The organism is Collinsella aerofaciens, from assembly GCF_039836695.1.
Taxonomy (GTDB): domain Bacteria; phylum Actinomycetota; class Coriobacteriia; order Coriobacteriales; family Coriobacteriaceae; genus Collinsella; species Collinsella aerofaciens_BD.
This window is the reverse complement of sequence record NZ_JBDPAC010000026.1, coordinates 1-25,177: the sequence shown is the minus strand read 5'-3', so window position 1 is coordinate 25,177 and position 25,177 is coordinate 1. Positions and strand designations below refer to the sequence as shown.

Sequence of the window (25,177 nt, the reverse complement as noted above, 5' to 3'; positions counted from 1 at the left end):
GGCCCGTTCGTCTAGCGGTTTAGGACGCCGCCCTCTCAAGGCGGAGATCACCAGTTCGAATCTGGTACGGGCTACCAAAATTGAACGCCCGGGCCTCGTAAGAGACCCGGGTTTTGTGTATTGACCGTATGTACGGCGCCTGCCGTGTTTCGCTCAGATCGAGGAGTAGCCATGGATCTGCCCATCAGCTTGCAAGACATCACGTATGCCGAGAACTATCTGGCGCAGGGCGACCTGGCTACGGCGACGCCGCTGCTGGAGCGTCTGGTGGAGCTCGCCGAGGAGTATATCGACGCTGAGTGCAAGACGGAGGAGAAGCGTCAATACTTTAGCTTCGATAGCAAGTTTGAGCGCTTGGCCTATCGCCGCGTGGAGAAGGATCCGCGCGAGCTCGTGCAGGTCGAGGTGCCGTTTGACCGCCTGTACTCTGATATGGCGTTTGCCTACATTCGCCAGCAGGATTATGTGAGCGCTCGTAATGCCCTGATGCAGGCTGTGCGTTGGGACCCCATGAACTGCAACTATCGCTTGGATTTGGCCGAGCTGTTCCGCGCTCTCGAGGACAAGCAGGAATGGGCATCGCTCTCGTTCTCGGTGCTGGAGCGTGCAAGCGATGGCAAGTGCGCCGCCCGCGCTTACGCCAATCTAGGCCAGTACTTCTTGGAGCCCGAGACCGAGAACGTTTCGGCTGCCGTGGGCTGCGCGCGTCTGGCGCTGCGCCTGGCGCCCAACGATGCGCATACGACGCGCCTGCTCAACAAGATCCATACCACCTATCCGGATGCCGCCGATGAGAGCGACGACCACGTGATGGGTGAACTGGCCCTGCAAGGCGTGCCGACCTCGCCTTCGGCCGAGATTGCCATCTGCCTGATTATGTGCGCGACCGATGCTGCAAGCGACGGCGACAAGCAGGAGGCGACGCGCCTGACGGTACGTGCTCGCGACTTGGTGGGCGAGGAGGCCTGCGCGGCGATTATCAAACTGGTGCGCGAGAGCGATGCCGAGCTCAATGCCGAGCGCAAGGCAAAGCGCGAGACTGCGGGCTCAAACGCCGATGGAGCCAAGGAGGCCGGCGATGCCCAGTAAGCGCGAGCGCAAACTCATTTCCAAGAATCGCTCGGCACATCACGAGTACTTTATCGATGAGACGTTTGAGTGCGGTATTGAGCTGAGCGGCACCGAGGTCAAGTCGATTCGCGAGCGCGCCTGTCAGATCACTGACACTTTTGCGCTGATTCGTGGCGGCGAGTGCTGGCTCGTCGGACTGCATATCCACCCTTATAGCCATGGTGGCGTGTGGAATCGCGATCCCGACCGTCGGCGTCGTCTGCTGCTGCACCGCAAGGAGATCGACTTTCTTGACGGCAAGCTTCGCAACCGTGGTTATGCGCTGGTTCCGTTGGAGCTCTACTTTAATACCGACGGCCGCGTAAAGCTGCTGCTGGGTCTGGGTCGCGGCAAGAAGCTCTACGACAAGCGCGAGGACATGGCCAAGCGTGATGTCCAACGCGAGATCGACCGCGCCCTTAAGGAACGCAACCGCTAGGCACTCTGTATAAGTTGCGGTGGAATACGGACTGTTTTGCCTGTTTGAGGGGCTATTCAGTCCCTATTTCACCGCAACTGCGGGCGTTTCATCTTTCTTACTGTTCTGACACATATGTCTCAAAGGCGGCGTCCGTTATGGGTGCCGCCTTTTTTGTGGGTACATACATTCATGAGGTTCCAACCCGAGCTAGGGGAGTGATCGTTATGGACAAAACTGCGTTCTTTACCATGCCGAGCGGTCTGTACGTGGTGAGCGCTGCGGCAGACGGGCTGCGTGCCGGCTGCGTCATCAACACTGCGGTGCAGGTGACGTCCATGCCGCCGCGTATTTCGGTTGCCGTGAACAAGGACAATGTCACCTCGGGCGTCATCGCATCGGCCAAAGCGTTCGCGCTGACCGTGATCGATCAGACGGCCGACATGCTCTACATCGGTAACTTTGGGTTCCGCACCAGCAGCGATTATGACAAGTTTGCCAAATACGAGACCCGCGAGACGGCTCTGGGCATGCCCTATGTGCCCGAGCATGCGGCGGCCCTGTTTAGCTGCCGTTTGATCGACACTGTGGATGTGGGCACGCATCTGCTGTTTATTGGCGAGGTCGAGGATGCCGAGCGCCTGAGCGACGAGACGCCGCTGACGTACGACTACTATCACAAGGTGCTAAAGGGCAAGACGCCGCCCAAAGCCTCGTCGTATCAAGGCTAGAAATGTTCTAAAAATACTTGCATTATGTTATTGAGAATATATACTAATAAGTAAGTACACCAACAGTCACGTTCGAGAGGAGAACATCATGGCTGAGGAGAAGAAGACGTATAAGTTTGTGTGCACCGTTTGCGGTTTCGAGGTTGAGGTCGACACGCCCGAGCTGCCCGAGGACTACGTGTGCCCGGTCTGCGGCGTCGGCCCCGATGAGTTTGAGCTTGTCGAGGAGTAGCTCGTAGACACACGACTTGCAACAACATATAGCTCTGTCCAAGGGTCCCGGTCGAATTCTCGGCCGGGACCCTTTTGATTTATCTGACGGTTTAAAACGGTCTCACGTTTTACAGATTGAGACGTTATATCTGGACAGTCACGCCATCTCAATTACATTCCCGTTAGCAGCACGATGTCGAGAATCGTTACGATGACGCCGATCCCTACGAGCAGCGCGTTGAGCGGGCGCGAGTTGGCGTATTTGCCCATAACGCGGGGCGAACTGGTGAGTCGTATGAGCACAAAGACCGTAATCGGCAACTGAAGCGACAGCAGCGCCTGACTCCAGATGAGACCCTCAAAAGGATTCGGGACGATCAGGCACGCCGCCACTGCGCCGACGAAACAGACCGCCACTCCAATCGATGAGTGCCGGTCGTGGATGTCGTATTCCTCGTCGAACATGCCCGCGGTGATGGTGCCCGCCGCCATGCCCGCCGTCACACTACTCGATATGCCCGCAAACAGCAGCGCCACCGCAAAGATGGTCGAGCTTGCCGGGCCCAGAATGGGGGAGAGCGTGTCCGCTGCGACGGCGAGGTCGTCTACGAGAATGCCGTGCGCAAAGAAGGTCGTTGCGGCCAGGAGGACCATGGCCGAGTTGATCGCCCAGCCCACGCCCATCGAAAAGAGCGTGTCGAAGAGCTCGTAGCGCAGACGTTCCTCGATAACCTGCTCGCCTTGGCCTTCGAAGTGCATGGATTGGATGACCTCGGAGTGCAGGAAGAGGTTGTGAGGCATAACGACCGCGCCTAGGACACTTACGATAATCGCGGCCGAGCCGGTGGGCATACAGGGTGTGATCCAGCTTGCGGCGGCCTGCGGCCAGTCGACCTTGACCAGCGTAAGTTCAGCCAAAAACGAGAGTCCTACCACGCCTACGAAGGCGATGATCCAGCGTTCGGCATGCTTGTAGGAGTTCGTCATGAGCATCGCCATCGATACTGTCGCCACGATGACGCAGCCCGCGCGCACGGGCAGCCCAAAGAGCATTTGAAGGGCAATCGCGCCGCCCAGGACCTCGGCCATGGCGGTGGCGATGGTCGCGAGATAGGCGCTGGCGAGCACCGTGCGTCCCACGATGCGGGGGAGAAAGCGGGTCGTGGCCTCGGCAAGGCAGGCGCCCGTGGCGATACCCAGGTGCGCCGCGTTGTGCTGCAGCACGATGAGCATAATCGTGGACAGCGTGACGATCCACAGCAGCGCGTAGCCAAACTGCGAGCCCGCGACCATATTGGAGGCCCAGTTGCCCGGGTCGATAAAGCCGACGGTCACGAGCAGCCCGGGGCCGATATGCCGCGCAATGTCTAGGCCTCCGTGACCACCGGTGCGTCGGGAGCCAAAGTGTTGTTTGAGATGGTTGAGCATGGTGCGCTCCTGCGTGCCGTTTGTTTGACTCCGCAAAGGATACCCGTTTTAGGCTAAGAAGTTAACCAAGACTAACAAAATTGTTGTATTTGAATAGGATGGTGAAAGGGAGTTGTCGAAATGTCTTGATCTGTAACGACTAGGGATGGAAATTGGGTCTAGGTGTTACAGATCAAGACAGGAAGAAATGGTCCTATGGAAAATCTCGATCTGTAACAGTTAGCTGCAAAAACCGGCCCTTCGTGTTACAGATTGAGATAAACCAAAACTGTCCTGCAGAAAATCTCAATCTGTAACATCTAAGCGCCAAAATCGGCTCCTCCTGTTACAGATTGAGATGTTTGAAGCGGTGAGTTTACAGGTCGAACTTGGGCCCTTGTTGCCGTCCTTGAGGTCGGCGGTGTCCACTCGTAGGGCGTGCGTTACGCGATTGTTTCGAAACGGGTGGGAAACACAACGGGTCGGCGATGCTCCTAGTATGCCTATTCAACTGACTGTCTAAATATCTAGGGGAGGATCGCGATGCAGGCAGATTCCGCTCAGCAGCAGGGCCTTTATCGCCCCGAATTCGACCACGATGCATGTGGCATCGGCGCGCTTGCCGATATCAACGGCGAGCGCCATCACCAGATTCTGGACGACGCGCTGTCCATTCTGGTCAACTTGGAGCACCGCGGCGGTACGGGACTCGAGAAGAACACCGGCGACGGCGCCGGCATCCTGTTCCAGGTTCCGCATCACTTTTTCCGTAAAGAGGCTCAAAAGTGCGGCCAGATTCTGCCGGCAGAGGGCGACTATGGCGTGGCCATGCTGTTCTTCCCGCAGGACAACAAGGGCGTAGAGGATGCCCGCCGCGTGTTTGAGGAGGGTTGCGCCGAGGCCGGCGTGCCGCTGCTCTTTTGGCGCGAGGTGCCGGTCGACCCGCACGACCTGGGCGAGACGGCCCGCGCCTGCATGCCCACTATCCTGCAGGCCTTCCTGGGCCGTCCGGACGACACGCCCGCCGGCGACGCCTTCGAGCGCCGCCTGTACGTGTGCCGCCGCACCATCGAAAAGAAGGCCGACGCCGAGTTTGCCCTGCGCGACAAGATCTTCTATGTGTGCTCCATGAGCTCGCGCACCATCGTGTACAAGGGCATGCTGGTCGCCACGCAGATGCGCCGCTTCTTCATCGATCTCAACGACGCCGCCGTCAAAACGGCCGTGGCGCTCGTCCACTCGCGCTACTCCACCAACACTACACCCAGCTGGGAGCGCGCGCACCCCAACCGCTTTATCATCCACAACGGCGAGATCAACACCCTCAAGGGCAACGTCAACTGGATCCGCGCCCGCGAACCCAACCTGTACAGCCCCGTGCTGCAGCACGATCTTGAGCGCGTGATGCCCATCATCAACCGCGAGGGCTCCGATTCCGCGATTCTGGACAACGTGCTTGAGTTTTTGGTCATGAACGGTCGCCCGCTTACGCGTGCCGCGTCCATGCTGTTGCCCGAGCCGTGGGACCACAACGACAGCCTGAGTGAGGAGCGCCGCGCCTACGACGCTTACCAGTCCATGCTCATGGAGCCGTGGGATGGCCCGGCGGCCATCGCCTTTACCGACGGTCGCACGCTGGGTGCCGCCCTCGACCGTAACGGCCTGCGTCCCGCCCGCTACTATGTGACGCGCGACGGTCGCTTTATGCTGGCAAGCGAGGTGGGCACCATCGAGGTGAGCCCCGAGAACATCCTGACGAGCGGCTGTCTGGGACCGGGCCAGATGCTCGAGGTCGATTTTGCCCGCGGCCGCGTCATCTACAACGACGAGCTGCGCGCCCGTTACGCCAAGGAAAAGCCCTATCGCGACTGGATCGCCGAGGAGACGCTGACCGTCGACGCGCTCGACAAGCCCGTCGCGCCCACGCCCGCCGAGGATACCGAGGTGCCCGCCGCCGTGCGCATGGCCAAGCTCGGGTATCACTGGGATGATGTTGACGAAGTCGTGCGTCCCATGGCCCAGCAGGGCAAGGCGCCGCTCGCCTCGATGGGTATCGATGCGCCGCTGGCCTGCCTGTCCAAGAAGACGCGCTCGTTCTTCGACTACTTCTATCAGCTGTTCGCCCAGGTCACGAACCCGCCGATCGATGCCCTGCGCGAGCATATGGTCACCTCGACCACGCTCTACCTGGGCAACCACGGCAACCTGCTCGAGGATTCCCGCACGGCCTGCCAGCTGGTGCGCTTGGAGCGTCCGCTGCTGAGCGAGGAGGAGTTCGAGCGTATCTGCGCCATCGACCGCGTGGGCTTTAAGACCCGCCGTTTCCGTGCCGTGTACCGCCGCGACGCCGGCGAGGGCGCGCTGCAGGCTGCGCTCAAGCAGCTTGCAGAGGATGTTGAGGCTGCGGTCCGCGACGGCGTGAACATCGTGGTGTTGAGCGATCGCGCCGCTGCGGGTGAGGTGCCCGTGCCGTCGCTGCTCGCCGTGGGCTGCGTGCACAACCACCTGATCCGCGCCGGCGTGCGTACCTTTGCCGACATCGTGGTGGAGTGTGGCGACGCCGTGTCTTCGCACGACTTTGCGGCGCTGGTGGGCTACTCCGCGAGCGGCATCTATCCGTACAACGCGCATGCGTGCATTCGCGACTTGGCGGCGCACGGCGATCTGGACGTGACAGCTGAGCAGGGCATCGCCAACTACAACAAGGCTGCGACCGCCGGCATCGTCTCCATCATGTCCAAGATGGGCATCTCCACGGTGCAGAGCTACCATTCGGCACAGATCTTCGAGGCCGTGGGCTTCACTCCGGAGTTCGTCAACGCGTACTTCGCCGGCACGGTGAGCCGTGTGGGCGGTATGGGTGTCGAGGACGTCGAGCGCGAGCAGAATGAGCGCTACGACGCCGCGCTCGCTATCCTTAAGAGCCCGGCTCCCGATCAGCTGCCCACGCTAGGTCTGACCAAGTGGCGCCCGCTCGGCGGCGAGGATCACCTTATCGACCCGCAGACCGTCTACCTGCTGCAGACCGCCTGCCGCGAGGACAGCTACGACACCTTTAAGGAGTACAGCGCCCGCCTGCACCGCACCGGCCGTGCCGTGCGCCTGCGTGACCTGCTGGACTTTAATGTCAACGGTCGCACGCCGGTTTCGCTCGACGAGGTGGAGCCCGCGCTCAACATCGTCCGCCGCTTTAACACCGGCGCCATGTCGTACGGCTCCATCAGCAAGGAAGCACACGAGTGCATGGCCATCGCCATGAACCGCCTGCACGGCCGTTCCAACTCGGGCGAGGGCGGCGAGGACCCGCGTCGCGAGACCCCGCTGGCTAACGGTGACTCCAAGAACTCCGCCATCAAGCAGGTGGCAAGTGCGCGCTTTGACGTGACGAGCCGCTACCTGTGCAGCGCCTTCGAGATTCAGATCAAGATGGCCCAGGGCGCCAAGCCCGGTGAGGGCGGTCACCTGCCCGGCAAGAAGGTCTACCCCTGGATCGCCGAGGTCCGTCAGTCCACGCCCGGCATCGGCCTGATTTCGCCTCCGCCGCACCACGACATCTACTCCATCGAGGACTTGGCAGAGCTTATCTTCGATCTTAAGAACGCCAACCCCGGCGCGCGCGTGTCGGTCAAGCTGGTCAGCGAGGCCGGCGTCGGCACCATCGCCACCGGCGTGGCCAAGGGCGCTGCCGACAAGATTTTGATCAGCGGCCACAATGGCGGCTCCGGTGCTGCGGCGCGCGACTCTATCTGGCACGCGGGTCTGCCGCTGGAGCTTGGCCTTGCCGAGGCCCAGCAGACGCTGCTGCAAAACGGTTTGCGCTCACGCGTGGTGCTCGAGGCCGATGGCAAGCTCATGGACGGCACCGACGTCGCCGTCGCCTGCCTGCTGGGTGCCGAGGAGTTTGGCTTTGCGACCATGCCGCTCATCTCCATGGGCTGCCTCATGCAGCGCGACTGCCAGCAGGATACCTGCCCGGCCGGCATTGCCACGCAAAACTGTCGCTTGCGTCGCGGCTTCCGCGGCAAGCCCGAGCACGTTGAGCACTTTATGCTCTTTGTTGCCGAGCAGCTGCGTGAGGTCATGGCGAGCCTGGGCTTCCGCACCATCGACGAGATGGTCGGCCATCCCGAGTGCTTGCGCCAGATCGAGGTCCCGGGCAACCGCAAAGCAAACCTGCTCGATCTGTCGCCCGTGCTGGCGAGCGCGACCTGCGAGTTCGGTGCCCATATTCCGGGCGCCGACGGTCGCCACTTCCTGCCACAGATGGCCGCGGACAGCGAGCTCGACAAGACGCTCGACTCCACGTTGTTTGTGCCCTATACGGCCGATGCCCGTGCGCACCTGCGTCCGATTCGCTTCCGCGCCGATATCGCCAACGTCAACCGCTGCGTGGGCACCATCTTGGGCAACGCGGTGACCAAGGCGCATCCCGAGGGCCTGCCCGCCGGCTCCATCACCATCGATTGCGATGGTTCGGCCGGTCAGAGCTTTGGCGCCTTCCTTCCGCGCGGCATTACGCTCAACGTGTGCGGCGACGCCAACGACTACTTTGGCAAGGGCCTTTCGGGCGGCGAGGTGTCGGTGCGCCCCAACCCGCATGCGACCTACAAGTTCGACGAGAACATCATCGTGGGCAACGTTGCGTTCTTTGGTGCCACGAGCGGCCGCGGCTTCATTAACGGTCTTGCCGGCCAGCGTTTTGCCGTGCGCAACTCCGGCGCCACCGTGGTGGTCGAGGGCTGCGGCAACCATGGCTGCGAGTACATGACGGGCGGTCTGGCGCTCATCCTGGGCGAGGTCGGGCAGAACTTCGCCGCCGGTATGACGGGTGGCGTGGCCTATGTCTTTGACCAGTACGGCACGCTCAATGCCCGCGTGAACCGCGAGAGCGTGGAGCTCAAGGCCCCGACGGTCGACGAGTTGGCGCAGATTCGTGCACTCATCCAAGAGCACGTGGACGCGACGCAGAGCCCGCGCGGCATCAAGCTGCTCTACAGCTTCGACTCGATGAGCAAGCACTTTGTGAAGGTCATTCCGACCGAGTACGAGCGCGTGCTGGCGATTGTCGCCGCCGCCGAGGCCGTCGGCAAGACGCATGCGCAGGCCGAGGAGCTGGCGTTTGACATTGTGACCGGTCGCGCCGACGCCGCCGATGTCGCTCGCTTTGATGTGGCGGGTGGTGTCGCTGGCGCTGTGCCCGCCGCCGCCAGCTCTGTTGCTTCGACCAAGAAGGAGGCGTAAGTGCCATGGGTAAGCCCGGTGCTTTTCTTGATATCGATCGCGTGACCCACGAGCTGCGCCCCGTGGAGGAGCGCAGCCGCGATTTCGATCCGCTGTACGTGGAGCTCGACGACGATGCGCGCCGTGCCCAGGCGAGCCGCTGCATGATGTGCGGTGTGGCGTTTTGTCAGATGGGCGCGAGCTTTGGCAAGGCACACCCGAGCGGCTGCCCGCTGCACAACCTGATTCCCGAGTGGAATGAGCTGGTGTACCGCGGCCACTGGGATGAGGCTGCCGAGCGCCTGTCGCTCACCTCGCCCATGCCCGAGTTTACGAGTCGCGTGTGCCCGGCGTTGTGCGAGGCCGCGTGCAACCTGGGTTCGGTCGATGGCCAACCCACGACGATCCATGACAACGAGCGTGCGATCAGCGACCATGAGTGGGCAAATGGCGGTCCGCGCCGCTTTGAGCCGGCAGGGGAGGATGCGCCCACGGTCGCTGTGATTGGCTCTGGCCCGGCTGGCCTGGTGACTGCATGGGAACTTGCGCGTCGCGGCGCGCGCGTGACGGTGTTTGAGCGTGATGACCGTCCGGGTGGTTTGCTCATGTACGGCATTCCCAACATGAAGCTCGAGAAGTCTGTGGTCGAGCGTCGCGTGGCGCTCATGCGCGAGCTGGGCATTGTGTTTGAGCTGGGTGCTGACGTTACGAACCCTGCGGTGGCGGCCAAGCTCAATGGCTTTGACGCTGTCGTGGTGGCTGCCGGTGCTCGCGCCCCGCGTGGACTGGCTGCTGAGAATATTGACGCGCCCGGCGTGGTGTATGCCGTGGACTACCTGACGGCCTCGACCGTCTCGGTGCTCGATGGCGGCGAGCCTGTCATCGATGCACACGGCCTGGACGTCGTGGTCATTGGCGGCGGCGATACCGGTAACGACTGCGTGGGCACCGCGGTACGTCAGGGTGCGCGCAGCGTGCGCCAGTTTGAGTTCTTGCCGGCGGCGCCTGATGTGCGCGCGGCGAGCAACCCCTGGCCGCAGTGGCCCAACGTTAAGAAGACCGACTACGGCCAGCAGGAGGCTATCGCTGCGATGGGTGGCGAGATGCGTGCCTGGGGCGTGGATACGCTCGAGGTGCTGCTGGACAAGAAGGGTGCGGCTGCGGGTCTGCGCGTGGTCGATCTGGACTGGTCGGCGGGAAAGCCCGAGCGCATCGCGGGCTCCGAGCACGAGGTACCGGCGCAGCTGGTGCTCATCGCCTGCGGCTTCACGGGCCCGGAGCACAGTGTGTACGACGCCGTTGGCGTGCCCGTTGCCACCGCTGGTCGTCCGCTGCCTGTGATGGCCGCCGAGGGCTCGCATCTTGCGGCGCGTGGCGAGGGCGTCGCCGCGGATGCCGCGCCGGTGTATGTTGCCGGTGACGCTCGCAACGGCAGCTCGCTCGTGGTGAGCGCCATGGCGGACTCCCTGGCCTGCGCCGCCGAAGTCGCCGACGCGCTGGAGCTGTAAAGTAGTCATTTAAGAACGTCCCCAATGACTAGTCATTTTTTGTCTAGTCGTTGGGGACACTCTTTGCGAGCGATTTGCTCGTTTGTCGACGTACGGGTGTTCATTTGTCGACTTCTTAGGCTGTGGTCACCTGTTGTTTCTGTGGTGGCTGCGGGTATCTGGCTCAAAAGGGCGGGTTGGCCGTCTATGTTTACATGCTGTTTTGTTGCGGTGCGCATTTTCGGTCAAGCATCCCGTCAAGTGTTTGGCCAGCATCTGGTTTGCAGCCGGAGGCCTATTTTGCCCGCGCTGGTCGTGGCTGCCCGCCCTCCTCGTATGCTCAAATTGAGGTTCATCAGTTTGAGGAGGATGCCGTGACTGACCACGTTTTAGACCGAGCGCAGCTGGCCGAAGCCGTCGGCAACGATATTGCCGACATGGCCCATTTTTGGATGCTGCGGAAGTTCCAGTTTTTGGAGCCGGCACGCGAACAGTTCGAGATCATTGTCGACCCGTGGCTCAGCTATTGCACCGAGCCTTCGCAAAACGAAATCATGGCCTACAACATGGCATTTACCGATTGGCTGCTCTTCGAGCGCCCCTATCGCCATGGCAAGACGCTGCTCGAGCTGTATGTTGACGAACCGCCGGCATCGCTTTCGCCTGCCTCGCTCAAGCGGCTCGAGCAGGTACGCGACACGCAGTATTTCTCGCGCTTTGGCATTTTGGACAAGGATCCTGCGAACGGCATGGTTGCGCTGAAGGATACGCGCACCGACCGTCGCTTTGATGTCTACGACCCGCATATCGTGCAAAAGGAGCATTGGAGCGACGGCGCGATTGCGGTGCGCCTCGCCTGCGTCGACGATGTCTGGCTGACGGCGGGACAACTCTATCTGTATGACATCGCACGCCTGAGTGACACGGCGGTCGATGGGCCTGGTGCGGTGCATCCGGAGGACCTGCAGGATGGCTTTGACACCTCGTGCATCAGTTTCTTCTTGCGTCTGGTCCGCGACATCATGGGCGCCCAGGGGCGGTACGTAAAGTCGCTCAACATCTACGAGCAGGAGTGGGAGTAGGGGATGTTACTGGTGTCGCTCTGCTGCCCTGACTTTGTCTCAATCTGTAACGTTTGGCGGCTGTTTGGGCCCGTAACTGTTACAGATCGAGACATTTCCCTGGTGTCGCTGGGGTGGGACTGCAACGTATTCCGTCCCCCACATCCCCTCTTCCCTCCGTTAACCGATATGCTCGACTTTAGGTCGCTGCATTAGGTGATAATGGACAAATGTTCAAGTTAATCGTGAGGGAGGAGCTCGATATGGCATCTACCGATCGTTCCACGTTGTTTATCAATGCGACCGTCCTGGATGGTTCGGAGCATATGGAGCCGCAACCCGATATGGCCGTGACTGTTGAGCGCGGCGTCATCACGTGGATGGGGCCGAGTGCTGTGGCGCAGGCACCTGCAGGTGCCGAGGTCATCGACCTGGCAGGTGCGTATCTCATGCCCGGTCTCATCAATATGCATGTGCATCTGTGCGGTTCGGGCAAGCCGGTTTCGGCGGGCGATGCGGGCGCGCTGATGAAGAAGCTCGATAATCCCGTGGGGCGCGCCATCGTGCGCCATATTCTTAAGGGCAGCGCCCAACAACAACTGGCAAGCGGCGTGACCACGGTGCGCGGCGCGGGCGACCCACTGTTTGCCGACATCGCCGTTCGTAATGCCATCGACGCCGGCAAGTATCAAGGTTCTCGCCTGGTGGCGCCGGGAACGGGCGTCACGGTGCCGGGCGGCCATGGTGCGGGCTTGTTCGCCCAGGTGGCAAACAGTCCCGCCGAGGCAGCCGAACAGGTGCGCGACCTGTATGCGCGCGGTGCCGACGTCATTAAGCTGTTCGTAACGGGCGGTGTGTTCGATGCGACCGAGGTGGGCGAGCCGGGCGTGCTGCGTATGCCGGTGGAGGTTGCCGCGGCGGCGTGCAAGGCGGCGCACGATATGGGCCTTCCGGTCATGGCCCATGTCGAGAGTACCGAGGGTGTGAAGGTTGCGCTTGAGGCCGGCGTTGACACGATTGAGCACGGCGCTCCGTTGACGTCCGAGATTCTGGAGCTGTACCGTGGCGCCGCGGGCACGCAGCTCGAGGGGCGTGCGCCCAGCGTTACCTGCACGATCAGCCCGGCGCTGCCGTTTGTATTGCTCGACCCGGAAAAGACCCATTCGACCGATACACAAAAGAAGAACGGCGACATCGTGTGCTCGGGCATCATCGAGAGCGCCCGTGCCGCACTGGAAGCTGGCGTTAAGGTGGGCCTTGGCACGGACTCGAGCTGCCCGTTCGTGACGCAGTACGACATGTGGCGTGAGGTGGCCTATTTTGCCAAGTACGTGGGTGTGAGTAACGCCTTCGCGCTGCATACGGCCACGCAGGTCAATGCCGAGCTGCTGGGGCTGGGCGGCGAGACCGGCACAATCGAGTGCGGCAAGGCCGCCGATATCCTGGTGACGCGCAAGAACCCGCTCGATGACCTGTGCGCACTGCGTGAGCCGGCGTACGTGATGTGCCGTGGTGATCTGGTGCGCAAACTCAAGGTGAAGCGTATTCCCGAGGTGGACGCCGAGCTCGACACGATTATGGCCATGCCGTCCGAGGCACTGGCCGAGGAGCTCGCCCGCGACGGCGTGGCATAGGTGTGACAAAGGGACAACTCTGTTACCGCATACAAAAAGCCGAGGTCTCAACACGAGGCCTCGGCTTTTTTATCGAACAAATACTTAAGATTTGGGACAAACAAACCTGATTTATTTGTCCCGCGTGCGGGCGCTAGGAGCGGGTTTCCATCTTGGCGTGGCACTTGGGGCAGGTGACGCGGATCTTGCCTTTGCCCTTGGGGACGGAGAGCATCTGGCCGCAGTTGGGACACTTGAGGTATGCCGTGGTCTTGCGACCCTTCCACATCTTTTTGGCCGTGCGCTTGGCACGTTCAAAGTCTTCCTTGCTGGTACCGGCTGCGCGCGAGGCGTTGGCCGCTGCAGCTCCGCCGCCCAAGCTGGCTACAAACTTGCCCAAGCCGGGTACGTTTGCAGTCGCGGCGACAAAGGCCTCGTTCTCCTTGCGACGTGCGTCGATATTTTTGGACAGGCCGCGCAGCACGCCAATCACGATTACGGCGATGGCAATCCAGCTGAGCCACTGGATGCGGGCTATCGATCCGATCATCGCGATGACGATGCCGGCAAAACCCATCACGATGGTGAGTTCATCGGCGCCATTGCGACCCTTCATAAAGTCATTCATGCAAATTGCCTTTCGTTCGATATGCTGCACGCCTTTATACCCGATTTAGAGCAAGGGGGACAGGTATGTTTGCACCAATGTGGTGCAAACATACCTGTCCCCGGAATACCAAGACGGTGCAAAGAAGTCTGTCCCCAATGCCCCTATTACTTGGAGAGCTTGTCGACGACGCGTTCGATTTCGGCGAGCTTGGCGGCTTTGAGGTCTTCGTCGCCCGATTCGATTGCCGAAGTTACGCAGCCCTCGATATGCGCCTTGAGCACGTCGGCGTTGATGCGCGCAATGAGCGCCTGCGTTGCCATGAGCTGCGTGGAAATATCGACGCAGTAGCGGTCCTCCTCGACCATCCGCAAGATGCCGTCGATCTGGCCGCGTGCCGTCTTGAGCATGCGGGTCACCGATTTGTGGTCTGCCATCATGGCGGGTCCTCGTTTCTGGTCGATCTTTCGGATATCCCCGTCAGTTGCGGTGAAATACGGACCGTTTAAAGGCCTAGGGCGGCACAACAGTCCGTATTTCACCGCAACTTCTGAGGATTCAGTAGGCGGCGTCTGCTACGCGGCGGTTACGGACAGGGCATGGAATTTCTCGCCGGCGCCCTCGACGGCGGCGGCGAGCTGCTCGGCGGACACGGTGTCGGCGCACTCTACCTGGACGGTCTGGGTCTCGTGGTCGGCATCGGCATCGGTCACGCCGGCAACGTTGAGCAGTGCCGTCTCGACAGTAGCGTCGCAGTGGCCGCACATGAGGCCGGAAGTCTTGATTGTGTAACGCATGGGTATTCCTCTCTGTTGTGTCGGCTTTCCCAGGCACCCGACCTTGACCTTCAAGCCGTCGCTCGCGTACCGAAGTACGCGTCGCTCCTCTTTCAGGTCAATCTCGGGCACCTGGAAAACCCGTTCTAGATGGACTTAATGGTGAGCCTATTTTGCCACTTTAGGCTTAAAGGATTTCAGGCGCAGAGCGTTGCTTACGACGCACACGCTCGACAGGCTCATGGCGGCGGCGCCAAACATGGGCGAGAGCTGCCAGCCGGTGAGGGGGAAGAACACGCCCGCCGCCAGCGGAATGCCGATGCCGTTGTAGAACAGTGCCCAGAACAGGTCCTGCTTGATGTTGCGGATCGTGGCGCGCGACAGCTCGATGGCTCGGGCGACGTCCATGAGGTCGCTGCGCATGAGTACCACATCTGCCCCTTCTTTGGCGATGTCGGCGCCGGTACCGATGGCAAGGCCCACGTCGGCGCGCGCCAGGGCGGGGGAGTCGTTGATGCCGTCGCCCACCATGGCGACCTTGCCGCCCGCGTCCTGCAGTTCGCGCACATGGCGTTCCTTGTCGGCGGGGAGGACGTCGGCGATGACTTGCTCGCTGCTCAGTCCCACGCGGCGGGCGATTGCTTCGGCAGTGACGCGGTTGTCGCCGGTGAGCATGCGCACGTCGACGCCAAGCGAGCGCAATGCGGCGATGGCCCCGGCGCTCGTCTCCTTGACCTCATCAGCCACGGCAATGGTGCCGGCAAGCTCGCCGTTCTTGGCAAAGAACAGCGGCGTCTTGCCCTCGGCGGCAAATTGCTCGGCAAGACCCGCGGGCACGGTAACGCCCAGCTCGTCCATCAGGCGTACGTTGCCGGCTGCAATGGCGTTTTGTCCCTCGTGCGCCGTAACGCCACGACCGGGCACGGCAGTAAAGTCTTCGACCATGCGCGCGACGATCCCGCGTGTCTCGCACTCGGCCATAATCGCCTCGGCCAGCGGGTGCTCGCTCGAGCGCTCCAGCGCGGCGGCCAGCTTGAGCAGCGCTTTTTCGCTCATGGCGGGCGAGCCGTCGGCGCGCGTGGCTACTACGATATCGGTCACAGCAGGCTTGCCGCGGGTGACCGTGCCCGTCTTATCGAGCACCACGGTACCTACGCTGCGCAGGTTCTCCAGCGCCTCGGCGCTCTTAAAGAGAATGCCCATCTCGGCGCCCTTGCCGGTGCCGACCATAATGGCGACGGGCGTGGCCAGGCCCAGCGCGCACGGGCAGCTGATCACCAGCACGGCCACGGCGGAGGTGAGCGCCTCGTTTATGCTGCCGGTCAGTGCCATCCACGCCGCAAAGGTCACGGCCGAGATCACGAACACCACGGGCACGAACACACCGGCGACCTTGTCGGCCATGCGGGCGATGGGCGCCTTGGTGGCGTTGGCGTCCTCGACGAGCTGGATAATCTTGGCGAGCGACGTGTCGGCACCCACACGCGTGGCGCGGAAGGTAAACGAGCCCGTGCGGTTGACCGTGGCCGCATTGACAGTGTCGCCGGCGGTCTTCTCCACGGGAATGGATTCGCCGGTGAGCGCGCTTTCGTCCACGGCCGAGCTGCCCTCGAGTACCACGCCGTCAACGGGGATGGACTCGCCGGGGCGCACACGCAGCACCTGGCCGGGAAGGATGGCGTCGACGTCCACAGTGGTCTCGGTGCCGTCGTCGGCCACGATGGTCGCGGTCTTGGGCGCCAGGTCAATGAGCGCCTCGATGGCGCCGCCGGTCTTGGATTTGCTGCGTGTCTCGAGGTATTTGCCCACGGTGACCAGCGACAGGATCGTGCCCGCACTCTCAAAATACAGGTTGTCCATGCCCGTCATCATGGCCTCGTGGACCTGGCCCGCGGCTAATTGGTCGGCCATGATGAACATGGCGTAGAGCGACCAGGCGATGGAGGCGGTGGCGCCCACGGCAATAAGGGCGTCCATGGTGGGTGCGCCGTGCGCGAGCGATTTAAACCCGTTGATAAAGTACGCGTCGTTGACATAGACGATGGGGATGAGCAAGACGAGCTCGGTGAGGGCGAGCGTCATGCTGTGGATGTGGTCCGTGAAGATGCCGGGCAGCGGCCAGCCGAGCATGTGCCCCATGCCTATGTAGAACAGTGGGATGAGGAATACGATCGAGATGATGAGGCGGGTGCGCATGGCAGAGGCGGCGGCCTCCAACTTTTTGGTCGGCGACTCCATATGGGTGACGCCAGACCTGGCCTGCGAGCTGCCGCTTGAGCCGGCGGCACCGGTGCCCGCATCGACGGGCGAGGCCGAGTAGCCGGCACGGTCGACGGCGGTGCAGATATCATCGGAGGAGACCTGCGCGGGGTCATAGTCGACCATCATGGAACCGGCGAGCAGGTTGACCGCGACGCTCTCGACGCCGTCGAGCTTGCTCACGGCGCGGTCCACATGCGCCTGGCAGGCGGCGCATGTCATGCCGCCCACGTCGAACTTATCTTGAGCCATGGCTGCTCCTTTCCGTGGTTCGGTGTTGGAATTGTTAACCTGCCGATACTATACACCCATACCCCCTGGGGGTGTCTAGTAATAGTTGGAATGTATGACTTTTCATTACAGATGAGGGTGGCTGCTCAATCGGCGGCCGTCTTTGCCAAACATCTCAATCTGTAACGTCTGGACCGGTTTTTGAACCATAACTGTTACAGATTTAGACAAACATTTCAGCCGAAAACTAACGTCTCGATCTGTAACAACTAGACCCCGTTTTACCGAGTATTTGTTACAGATCAAGACAAACAGTTGGCAGGAAACTCAATGTCTCGTTCTGTAACATCTAGCAGCAAATATGACCTCTAACTGTTACAGATCAAGACAATTGCCGGGGAGGGGTCCCGTCACGGCAAGACGCCCGCCGCCTAGATACAGAATCCGGGGATCACACAGGTTCGTTTGTTTGGCTTGTCCGCAGGCGTTGCGTACGTAAAGGCGTCGCCGTCGTGGCCCACACGGTTTATGTAGAGTGTGCCTTCGGTCTCCGATGTGTCGGGGCTCACCGTGCGCTCCCACCAGCAGGTGTCCTTGCCCTTCCACTGGCGGACCATCGTCTCGTTCGTGGAATACGGGCTCACCTTGAGCTCGCGGAAGAGCTGATACTCCTTGCCCTCGCCGTTGTAGATGTCTGCCAGGTAGTGATAGTCCTCGGCAAACGAATCGGACGGTTGCGTACCGCACAGCTCGACCATGGCGGGCAGCCAAAGGGTTGCGGGCAACTCGCTCAGGCACGATGCGCTGTTGGCGGCGCCCACATTGTTCGAGACCTTCTTGACCCCTTTAATGAGTGCGCGCAACTCGTTGGGCAGCAGCTTAAGGCCGTCGCCGTTGAGCCATTCCCGTAGCTCGCAATCTGCCCAGCCGGCGCTCGGCGGTTCAGCCGCAGCGTTGCGCTCGGCAATACCCGCATCGAACATAAACGTCAGTCCGGCCTTGCCCGTCCCGTCCAGAAGCTCATCGTGGCGGATGCCCACAAGCTGCGCGCCAACCTGCAGCCCGTTGGTGAGCGTGACACGTTTGGTACACGGATAGGGGATATGCCCATCGGCATCGAGCAGGTGATAGCGCTTGGCAATCTCGCGTGCCTCGCTACGGGTCTCGGCGGCCTTAATCTTGAGCGAAATCTCCTGCAGCTGATCCCAGGTGTAGTCGTCAAGCGAACCGCGGATGCCGTCCAGGTAGTCGGGGATGCCGAAGCCATGGGTCGCCGCCCCAATGACGCTGAGCCCCGCAACGGCTGCAACGACGCCACCGATAATAAACCGGCGGCGGGTCATGGCATCGTGCCGGGCCTGCTCCAGGATCTCTCGCGCGCGCTCGCCGGCGACGTCGACCTTAAGGTGCGTACCGGAGTCGATGTCGATTGCGGCGTCACTGCCCGCGCCCTCGCGGCCCTCGGATTCGGCATCGGTGAGGTATGCCGAGAGCACCTCGAGCATCTGCTGCTCGGTGGGACGATCGCACTGCTCGACTGAGAGACCCTTCATGATGATTTGGACGAGCGCTTCATCGCTCTCGCAGCGCGGCTCGAGCGGTGCCGGCTTGGTCTTGGTCTTTACGAGATAGAACGAGCCGGTTGCAGCGGCGTCCGTCGACTCAAAGTCAAACGGTTTGCGACCGCTGTAGAGCTGGTACAAAATGCTCGAAAGCGCATAGACGTCGATTGCCGGCGAACGGCGAAGGGCCGCGATGCCTTCGATATCCTGCGTGAGCATCTCGGGCGCGGCGTATGCGGGCGTGGCAAAGCGCCAGATGTCGGCGCGCCGGGTGATCGTGTCGTCGCCGAGAGCCATGGTCGCGGAGCCCATGTCGATGAGGCAGGGGTCAAAGGAGCAATCGGCAATCTGCTGCTCGAGCGTTCGGCTGGTGGTGCGGAACATGATATTGGCAGGCGACAGGTCGCGATGGATGACCGGATTCACGAGGCCTTGGGTCATCAAGAGCGCACGAAGCACGGCGTTTCCGACGGCGGCGACCATCTGAGTGGTCAGTCCGCCCGAGGCGTCGTGCGGAAGCAGGGGCAGCGCCTGCTTGAGCGAGGTGCCCTCGACCCACTCCATGAGGATGAGCGGGTTATCCTCGCACGATCCGTAGCCATAGACGCGCGGAAATCCGCGCAGGTGCGAGACGGTACATAGATGACGGTACTCCTCGAATAGCGCAGCGGTGTTGGCCAGGTGCGCTGCCGATTGCTCGGCGGAGCGGTCGGGGGCTTGGCCGGAAAGGATGGCATTGTCCTTGAGTAGCTTGACGGCAAAGACCTCGCCGCTCGTGTTGGTCGCGCGCAGCACGTGCCCGATGTTGCCGTTGTTGCGGTGGGCCGTCTGGAGAATAAGCGTCATAAACCGACGCTTGGCGTCGTCCTCGGCGCTGGGGTCGACCGCCACGGCGGTATCGAACGTATCGAGACGGATGAGTTTGTCGCCATAGGCGCTATCGGTAGTATCCATGGCGTTCCTTTGTCTGGCATGGGTTGCCGCACGTATACGTGAGCAGTGCGGATATCGGTAAAGTACCATGATAGCCGCACTGCCCACGTATACCGCTGTGCATTGTCGTTTACGACGCAGAAGGTAGAAGACGAAAGACGGACGGCGACCGTCTTTCGATCGCCGTCCGCGCTAGTCCACAATGACAAGGAATGTCGTATAGAGACCCAAATGAAGTCTGTCGCTGTTGGCGATTTCCACGGGGGGATAGATCTTGCCGGGCTCGCGTTGGTCGCGCGGCGGCTCAATCACAATATCGCCGTCGCGCGCGCCCGATTCGAGCACCGTGCCGTTGGTCGATCCAAGGCCCTGGGCGTACCAGTGCTCACCCTCAAGCCAAATGCGAAGATGCTCGCGCGATGCGTCGGCGCCCACATCGGTGATGCTGGGCGAGGTTTTGGGCAAAGAACCAATCACGGTGCCGCGCGGATCGCGTGTGAGGGGATGGATTTGCATGTCGGCGCAGTTGTCGGCATGGGTTCTGAGCAGACCGAGGTTGGGGGCGACGGTGCGCGGCTGCTCCAGGCTGCTCATAAAGCCACGTCCGACGGTAGTTTCGGTGGTGCCAAAGTGCCCGCCCGTCTTGCTGTCGCAAAAGCGCTCGACGGTGGCCACGCCCTGAACGGGATCGGCGAGCGCCCCCGTTGCCACAAAGAGCATAAGGTAAAGCGTGCTTTTCTCGCGCACGGCATTGCCGTCAAAGTTGTCGATGCGATTGAGGGCATTTGCATATAGGCGGCTGTCCAGCTTGTAGCTGGTGAGAGCCGACATCATTTCGTTAGCGGCCGGACCGCGATAGTGCTCGGCGATTGCCCGATAGGCGGACTCGCCGCCGCCGAGCTTGCTGCAGATTGCCGAGGAAAGGGTGAGCGTGGTGACAGTAAAATCGCTGTAGATGGAGGGCGCGCACTGGTCAGGCTTGCGATGGACGATGTAACGGGTGAGATACGAGCGGTTGGAAGAGCATTTCTCGAGCAGGGTACTGCCGAGATAAGAGTTTCCATTGATGAGCATTCGGGCGATCTCGAGATGTTTAAGACCGCCGAACGAGCGAATATCGTTATAGAGGACCGAGCAAGGCGTCTCTGCTGCCACGGATACCTCCTTTGATTGCTTCCTATCCAATATGGCGATAGGAATTAATGGCCCCCGGTGGGCGACGTATTAAATGGCTGCGCAATATACAGCGTAACCAAAGCAACATTATAGGCCACATGTTCGAAATTGCAGGAAGACTGAGAGATTTGGTTTGGACTGGACGGAAATCCCCTTCTGTTTTGATCTATAACAATTAGGGCCGATTTTACTCGGTAACTGTTACAGATTGAGACGTTTGTGAACCGTGTCGACCGTTTGTCTCGATCTGTAACACGTAGAGGAAGATTTGCCCTGTAGATGTTACAGATTGAGACAATCAGCCGGGCCCACCTCGTCCGCCTTGTCATCTGTGGTTTACGTGGGGGCATACGGAGTGCGGGTATACTAACCGGCGGCGAATCTGCTCCATCGCTTAGAGCTGCTGCGTCTGGACGGCGCGTGATAGGGCTGCCAAAGCGATCGCCAGCGTGCTGAGCAACGTCCTCTCTGTGCGCACCTGTTTTTGTATGTATTAGCGCACTACCAAGCACGCCCGCGCGGTCGCATGCCGTGCCCATTGCGCGTGCAGATAAGGAACAACAACATATGCGTAATTCTGTATCTGACGTCACGGACGCCGAGATTCTGGACGAGACCCGCGAGGCCATGACCCAGGCTGCCTTCGATGCCGCCGACGAGGCCAATGCTGCCCAGGCCGTCGAGTCCGCTACCGAGAGCCTGCCCGCCTTTGACGAGCTGGGACTTTCCGACGAGATGCTTCGTGCTATTGAGAACCTGGGCTACACGGCGCCGACGCCCGTGCAGGCCGGCTCGATTCCCGTGGTGCTCGAGGGCCGCGACTTGCTTGCCGCCGCTCAGACCGGCACCGGCAAGACGGCCGCCTTTTTGCTGCCGACCATGAACAATCTGGAGCACATCGCTCCTCCCAAACCCGTGCGCGAGCGCGGCGGCCGCAACCGTCGTCGCGGTGCTAAAAAGCCCGAGGGCAACGGCCGCGGCCCCGTGATGCTCGTCATCACCCCTACGCGCGAGCTTGCCCAGCAAATCGACGAGGTCGCGAGCAAGATCGCCGACGTCACCGGCCATGTTGCCGTGACCGTCGTGGGCGGCGTGAGCTACAAGCCGCAGACCGCGGCACTCAAGTACGGCTGCGATATCCTGGTTGCAACGCCGGGCCGTCTGGTCGATCTGATCGAGCAGGGTGCCTGCCACCTGGGTGAGGTAAAAGTGCTGGTACTCGACGAGGCCGACCGCATGCTCGACATGGGCTTTTTGCCCGCCGTCCGTCGTATTGTGCGCGAGACGCCGGCCGAGCGCCAGACGCTGCTGTTCTCGGCGACGCTCGACGAGGAGGCCGTGGGCGAGATCACCGACCTGGTGAGCGACCCGGCTCGCGTGGAGATCGCGCCCGCCACGTCGACCGCCGACACCGTCGACCAGTTTGTGTTCCCGGTGTCTATCGAGGCCAAGAACAACCTGCTGCCCGAGTTCCTCAAGAAGGAGGGTCCGGAGCGCACTATCGTCTTTATGCGCACCAAGCACCGCGCCGACAGCTGCTGCCGTCGTCTGGAGCGCAAGGGCATCAGGGCCGCCGCGATTCACGGCAACCGCAGCCAGGCCCAGCGCGAGCGCGCGCTTTCTGCCTTCCGCGACGGCACCGTCGACGTGCTGGTGGCAACCGACGTGCTCGCCCGCGGCATCGATATTAGCGACGTGCGCTACGTCGTGAACTTTGACGTGCCGGCCGAGCCGACCGACTACATCCACCGTATTGGCCGTACGGGCCGCGCCGGCGAGCTAGGCTGGGCCATCACGTTTGTGACCGAGCAGGACGTCGACGAGTTCTACGAGATCGAGAAGCTCATGGACAAGACGGCCGATATTTACGAAGCCGGCGACCTGCACGTGGGTCCCAACCCGCCCGCCGTTGACCCCGAGCGCGATCCTGCCGCCTTTAAGGTGAAGAAGAAGACCAAGCGCGGCAAGTCCAAGAGCAAGAAGAAGCTTGAGCAGGCGCGTCGCGACGGCAAGCGCAACGGCGACGATTACGGCGACGTGGCTGGTCGTTCCAACCGCGGTCGCGACGAGCGCCGTGGCGACGGCGAGCGTCCGAGCCGTCCCAAGCGCGGTGGCAAGACCCGCGTGCGCGAGGGCGTTCAGGCTCGCGTGGACGAGGCTGTGGAGAGCGTGGCCCGCGAGGTGGCTGCCGAGGAGCGCGGCGGTGCTGGTGCCGCTGAGCAGCCTGCGCGCGGTAACCGTGCCGAGCGCCGTGCCAAGCAGTTCCAGGGCGAGGCGCATCGCCGCCGTCGCGAGGATGAGGATCGCGGTGGCCGTCGTCGTGTCGAGCGCGAGGACGAGGGCCGCGGTTCGCGCGGTGGCAAGCGCGGTTCGGGCGACCGCCATCGTTCCGGTCGTGATGACGAGCGCGGTGGCCGTGATGAGCATCGCGGCGGCGAGAGCCGCGGTGAGCGAGGTGCCCGTGGCGGTGAGTCCCGTGGCGGCAAGCGCTTTGAAGAGCGCGGTAGCCGCGGCGGCGAGCGTCGCGAGGGTGCTCGCGGCAATGGCGGCCGCGGCGGCGCTGGTCGTTCTAACGAGTCGCGCGATCGTCGTGACCCGCGTGCCAGCCGCGATCGTCGCGATGATTGGCGCAACTACGACGATACCCGCGAGGAGCGTCGTGGCAGCTATCGTGGCGGGCGTGGCGGCAACCAGGCCGGCTCCCGCGGCGGCCGTGCCGGCGGTCGCGATAATCGTGGCAGCTATGGCAATAGTCGTGGTGGCAAGCGCGGCAGCAGCTCCCGCCGTCCCGGTGACGGCGGCGGCAAGCGCAAGTAACATACGCATCGCACGCTAGCGTGAGGTGAACCAAGGGCCCCGAGCAACTACGCTCGGGGCCCTTTTTGTTTGCCGTATCCGATCGCTAGTTCAAATGTGATTTCCTCGGGAATGCATCTAGAGGATGCCGTGGGCCTGTTTCCTGCCATGCGGCAATGGGTCCCATGGGGTGCTCCGTGCATTTTTTGGAGTATTCAGCAGCTCTAGTTGGCTGCATACGATTCGGTATTGCCAACGGTGGCCTTCAGATATCCCTTATGAGCGTTTTGAGTTAAATTTCGCCGTTTTCCGGAGCAGGGGCGCGTCATTCTCGCCATGTCGTGACTTAGAATGATACGGCGCCCTACAGTTTTGCCCACCCGCGGCGGTGCTGGCGTGGTCACGTTGCAGAATACTCCGTTTTTTGCACGGGCCAGGATGGGGTACCTCGGGAGAACACAGCGGTATCCCGTAAATATATACAATCTGTACCGTAATTTATACAAAACGAAGAGGCAGACAGCGTAGGGTGGGTGCATTGGGGTGCTTGGTGCATCAAAACGGGGACCCCACGTGCCGTATACTCTGGCTGGATGTGAAAGCGGCTTGACGCGTTGCCAGGCGTAGGGGAGGGTGCCTCGATGAGCGTATTCGAAATTGTGTTTAGTCCGACGGGTGGAACGCGGAAGGTGTCTGGCCTTGTGGCCGGGGCACTGGGCAAGAATACCGTTACCGTCGATCTGACCGATAGCGGGCTAGATTTCAGCGCTGTCTCGATGACTGAGGACGACGTGGCCGTAATCTCTGTGCCGGCGTATGCCGGTAGAATACCGGCTGTGGTGGCTGACCGGTTGGGCATGGTGCGCGGCAACGGAGCGCGGACCGTTCTGGTGTGCGTCTACGGAAACCGCGCGTTTGAGGACACGCTCGTAGAGCTGGAGGACGTTGCGAAGCGCGCCGGATTTAGGGTGGTTGCAGCGGTTTCTGCTATTGCTGAGCATTCCGTTGCTCGTCAGTTTGCTGCTGGGCGACCGGATGCGCAGGATGCGGCGCAGCTCGCAGAGTTTGCGCAGCAAATTCAGCAAAAGCTGTTGGCTGAGGATACATCCGAGCCCTCTATTCCCGGCAATCGTCCTTATAAACAAGCCGGAGGTCACCGCATGGCACCCGAGGCAACAGGGGATTGTGTCTCCTGCGGTGCATGCGCCGCGGCGTGCCCCGTTTGTGCTATCGACAAGGGTGACCCCAAACGAGCAGCTGGCGAGGCGTGCATCTCCTGCATGCGCTGCATTGCCGTATGTCCGCGAGGCGCTCGTAAGCTTGATCCCAACAAGCTATCCGCTGTTTCCCAGATGCTGAGCAAGGTTTGCGTCGCGCGGAAGGAATGCGAGCTCTTTATCTAGCGCATACGAAATTGGTGCAATGGGGCCAGGTTGATCTGCACCAACCTGGTGCAAACAAACCTGTCCCCAATGCACCAGAGTGAGGAGTGTCCCCGAGTGCCGGCAGAGACGATATGAGCAGGACATAAAAACATTGAGAGCCCCTGCTGCATGAAAGACCGCGGATTAGGCCGA

General features: G+C 61.6%; 17 protein-coding genes and 1 tRNA gene. 11 read left to right on the top strand and 7 right to left on the bottom strand.

Annotated features, from left to right (window positions below):
* From ABG996_RS09675 to ABG996_RS09655, 5 genes are all read left to right on the top strand, one after another.
* A tRNA-Glu gene (locus ABG996_RS09675) sits at window positions 1-77 on the top strand.
* A 94-nt stretch (window positions 78-171) separates the two neighbouring features.
* Window positions 172-1,089, top strand: a complete 918-nt coding sequence (locus tag ABG996_RS09670; RefSeq protein ID WP_035137397.1) for a tetratricopeptide repeat protein — start codon at window positions 172-174, stop codon at window positions 1,087-1,089.
* Window positions 1,079-1,549 (top strand): SsrA-binding protein SmpB, encoded by a 471-nt coding sequence (gene smpB, locus ABG996_RS09665; RefSeq protein WP_006235325.1) that lies wholly within the window; start codon window positions 1,079-1,081, stop codon window positions 1,547-1,549. The genes ABG996_RS09670 and smpB overlap by 11 nt, the downstream gene beginning before the upstream one ends.
* 206 nt (window positions 1,550-1,755) lie before the next feature.
* Complete coding sequence (locus ABG996_RS09660) at window positions 1,756-2,259, top strand: flavin reductase family protein (RefSeq protein WP_117746556.1); 504 nt, start codon at window positions 1,756-1,758, stop codon at window positions 2,257-2,259.
* Window positions 2,260-2,347: 88 nt separating this feature from the next.
* Window positions 2,348-2,491: a rubredoxin-like domain-containing protein gene (locus ABG996_RS09655; RefSeq protein WP_347479474.1), complete on the top strand. Its 144-nt coding sequence runs from the start codon at window positions 2,348-2,350 to the stop codon at window positions 2,489-2,491.
* Between the two features lie 152 nt (window positions 2,492-2,643).
* Here ABG996_RS09655 and ABG996_RS09650 read toward each other — a convergent pair whose 3' ends face one another.
* Window positions 2,644-3,900: an Nramp family divalent metal transporter gene (locus ABG996_RS09650; protein ID WP_347479476.1), complete on the bottom strand. Its 1,257-nt coding sequence runs from the start codon at window positions 3,898-3,900 to the stop codon at window positions 2,644-2,646.
* 522 nt (window positions 3,901-4,422) lie between these two features.
* Between ABG996_RS09650 and gltB the strand changes: the two genes are divergently transcribed.
* From gltB to ABG996_RS09630, 4 genes are all read left to right on the top strand, one after another.
* A complete protein-coding gene (gene gltB, locus ABG996_RS09645; RefSeq protein ID WP_347479478.1) occupies window positions 4,423-9,120 on the top strand; it encodes a glutamate synthase large subunit in 4,698 nt (1,565 codons plus the stop codon).
* A 5-nt stretch (window positions 9,121-9,125) separates the two neighbouring features.
* Entirely contained in the window at window positions 9,126-10,607 is a 1,482-nt protein-coding gene (locus ABG996_RS09640) for a glutamate synthase subunit beta (protein ID WP_347479479.1), read from the top strand.
* Between the two features lie 353 nt (window positions 10,608-10,960).
* Complete coding sequence (locus tag ABG996_RS09635; RefSeq protein ID WP_347479481.1) at window positions 10,961-11,668, top strand: hypothetical protein; 708 nt, start codon at window positions 10,961-10,963, stop codon at window positions 11,666-11,668.
* Window positions 11,669-11,910: 242 nt separating this feature from the next.
* Window positions 11,911-13,281: an amidohydrolase family protein gene (locus ABG996_RS09630; protein ID WP_347479483.1), complete on the top strand. Its 1,371-nt coding sequence runs from the start codon at window positions 11,911-11,913 to the stop codon at window positions 13,279-13,281.
* A gap of 133 nt (window positions 13,282-13,414) precedes the next feature.
* On the opposite strand, the gene ABG996_RS09625 is transcribed toward ABG996_RS09630, so the two are convergent.
* From ABG996_RS09625 to ABG996_RS09600, 6 genes are all read right to left on the bottom strand, one after another.
* Window positions 13,415-13,888, bottom strand: a complete 474-nt coding sequence (locus ABG996_RS09625; RefSeq protein ID WP_117734398.1) for a hypothetical protein — start codon at window positions 13,886-13,888, stop codon at window positions 13,415-13,417.
* Between the two features lie 146 nt (window positions 13,889-14,034).
* The gene (locus ABG996_RS09620; RefSeq protein WP_231501630.1) at window positions 14,035-14,304 is read right to left on the bottom strand and encodes a metal-sensing transcriptional repressor; all 270 of its coding nucleotides are present in this window, start codon (window positions 14,302-14,304) and stop codon (window positions 14,035-14,037) included.
* A 138-nt stretch (window positions 14,305-14,442) separates the two neighbouring features.
* A complete protein-coding gene (locus tag ABG996_RS09615; RefSeq protein WP_347479486.1) occupies window positions 14,443-14,664 on the bottom strand; it encodes a heavy-metal-associated domain-containing protein in 222 nt (73 codons plus the stop codon).
* Window positions 14,665-14,811: 147 nt separating this feature from the next.
* Window positions 14,812-17,154 carry a heavy metal translocating P-type ATPase gene (locus ABG996_RS09610; RefSeq protein WP_347479488.1) on the bottom strand — a complete coding sequence of 781 codons (2,343 nt, stop codon included), beginning with the start codon at window positions 17,152-17,154 and terminating at the stop codon, window positions 14,812-14,814.
* A 410-nt stretch (window positions 17,155-17,564) separates the two neighbouring features.
* On the bottom strand, window positions 17,565-19,649 hold the full coding sequence (locus tag ABG996_RS09605) for a protein kinase domain-containing protein (protein ID WP_347483894.1): 2,085 nt from the start codon (window positions 19,647-19,649) through the stop codon (window positions 17,565-17,567).
* Window positions 19,650-19,820: 171 nt separating this feature from the next.
* Complete coding sequence (locus ABG996_RS09600; RefSeq protein WP_347479491.1) at window positions 19,821-20,783, bottom strand: FHA domain-containing protein; 963 nt, start codon at window positions 20,781-20,783, stop codon at window positions 19,821-19,823.
* A 588-nt stretch (window positions 20,784-21,371) separates the two neighbouring features.
* Here ABG996_RS09600 and ABG996_RS09595 point away from each other — a divergent pair.
* On the top strand, window positions 21,372-23,621 hold the full coding sequence (locus tag ABG996_RS09595) for a DEAD/DEAH box helicase (RefSeq protein ID WP_347479493.1): 2,250 nt from the start codon (window positions 21,372-21,374) through the stop codon (window positions 23,619-23,621).
* A gap of 680 nt (window positions 23,622-24,301) precedes the next feature.
* Complete coding sequence (locus ABG996_RS09590; protein ID WP_347479495.1) at window positions 24,302-25,003, top strand: 4Fe-4S dicluster domain-containing protein; 702 nt, start codon at window positions 24,302-24,304, stop codon at window positions 25,001-25,003.
* Window positions 25,004-25,177: the final 174 nt, after the last annotated feature.